The organism is Mesorhizobium sp. M0898 (genome assembly GCF_040319695.1).
Lineage (GTDB): Bacteria > Pseudomonadota > Alphaproteobacteria > Rhizobiales > Rhizobiaceae > Mesorhizobium.
Genome location: NZ_JAMYOE010000121.1, coordinates 1 through 1,547 on the forward strand (window position 1 = coordinate 1; position 1,547 = coordinate 1,547).

The following is a 1,547-nucleotide window of genomic DNA, read 5'->3' on the forward strand; positions in this document are numbered from 1 at the left end:
AACGGTGATGCAGCCGCCGGTTTGGGGTGTTTGACCAGGATGGGTCAATCGCGAAGGAAAACGTTGGAAAGTTGTCGATCACTTCCGGCTGTCGCGGACGTGAAATGTCGCCTCGCTTCCTCGTGACATTGTCTGCCGCACTTTATCTGACATCATCGGTGTTTGCCGGGGCAGGATCACCCGTTCCGTCGAACGTCTGCTATGCGTGGAAAAGCCGCTGCAGAAGGTCCGCATCGGTGAAGGCCGCAGCGCGAGGGGTGCGGGCTGGGTCGACATCGGCCCGCGTTGAAAAACCTCCCAAGGAGGAAGCCGCGGGGTCATCTTCGGCTCTGCCGAGATGTTCGGCCCGAATGATTGGGTCGCGCGCAAGGGGATCGAGTCCCGCTCGCGCCCCGATTATCGGCCGTTACCAGCCGTAGCTGAAGATGGCGCCGCCACCACGGTCGCCGTTCTGCACGACATTCGCCTCGGTGTTCCTTTCGAACTGGAAAATACCGCAGGCGTTGTCGTTGCCGTTCTGCCTCAGGATGGCGGAATGGCCGTTGCCCTCCTGATGGATGACGCCCAGATTGCCGCGGCCGTTCCGGCCGAGGCCAGCAGCATTATCGTGTCCGGACTGACGGATTCTGGCGCCGTGCAGGCCGCGATACTTCGAATAGACGCGCAGGCCGGTCGCCAGGGCGCCGGCGTCGCGGGCGTTGGCAGGAGCAAATGTCACCGACACCCAGCCTCCTGCGTAGGCCGGTGCGGACCGCGCCACCTGGCCGATGCTGCCGGCAACGAGAGCGGCAGTAAGGGTTATGAACATATTGCGGGTCATCTTGGTCTTCATTTCCGGCTGCCTAAGCCTATGGCCAACCTTCCCGAATTGCGGCTGAACCATCCCGGAACCCGTCGTTCAGCTGTCGTTCAGTCATTTTTCCCGGCTCGGCACACATAGAAAAGGGCGCCGAACGCCGACGCCCTTTTCGTGAACTGGCCGCTGGGATCAGGTCGCGCCGCTGACCCGCGCGGCGCAGCCGATGCTCTTGCCATCGACCGCAACTTCGAGCTTGGCGTCGTAAACGCCGGCCTTTGCGTCGAGCGTGACAGCGCCGAGCGTAGCTGGCTTGCCGGGCGCGGCGCTGAAGGCGCCGCCCTGCTCGATGCTGGTGCCGCCGGTGCGACCAGTGCTTTCGACATGGAAGGAATAGGTGCCACTCACGTTTCTGTCGGCATAGGCAAGCGCCTCAAGCAAGACCATGCCCCCCTCCGGCGTGGCGCGGATCTCGCAGCGCACCGGCCCAACGGACTGGTCGGCGGTGGCCATGGTCGCCAGCGCGCCGGCCGGGACCAGGATCAGGGGGAGTGCCGCCATGACGCGGCGGGAATGCTTGACGATGCGGGGCATGGTTCGTCTCCTTGGCTTGGCTAGCGGCGGGCGCGGGCTGTTTTAGCCGGGCGCGGGGGGGTGGGGGGGTTTTTTGGGGGGGGGGGGGCTATCTGGGGCCAATGGCGGGGCCCGGGGGTGTTTAACAATATGCGGGCCCCCCGACTAAGGCGGGGGG

The 1,547-nt window shown here is 64.8% G+C and carries 2 protein-coding genes; both read right to left on the reverse strand.

Annotated elements, in window-relative coordinates:
* Positions 1-406: 406 nt before the first annotated feature.
* Positions 407-820 carry a curlin gene (locus NKH90_RS34485; RefSeq protein ID WP_352823768.1) on the reverse strand — a complete coding sequence of 138 codons (414 nt, stop codon included), beginning with the start codon at positions 818-820 and terminating at the stop codon, positions 407-409.
* 168 nt (positions 821-988) lie between these two features.
* Positions 989-1,390 carry a curli-like amyloid fiber formation chaperone CsgH gene (gene csgH, locus NKH90_RS34490; protein ID WP_352823765.1) on the reverse strand — a complete coding sequence of 134 codons (402 nt, stop codon included), beginning with the start codon at positions 1,388-1,390 and terminating at the stop codon, positions 989-991.
* Positions 1,391-1,547: the final 157 nt, after the last annotated feature.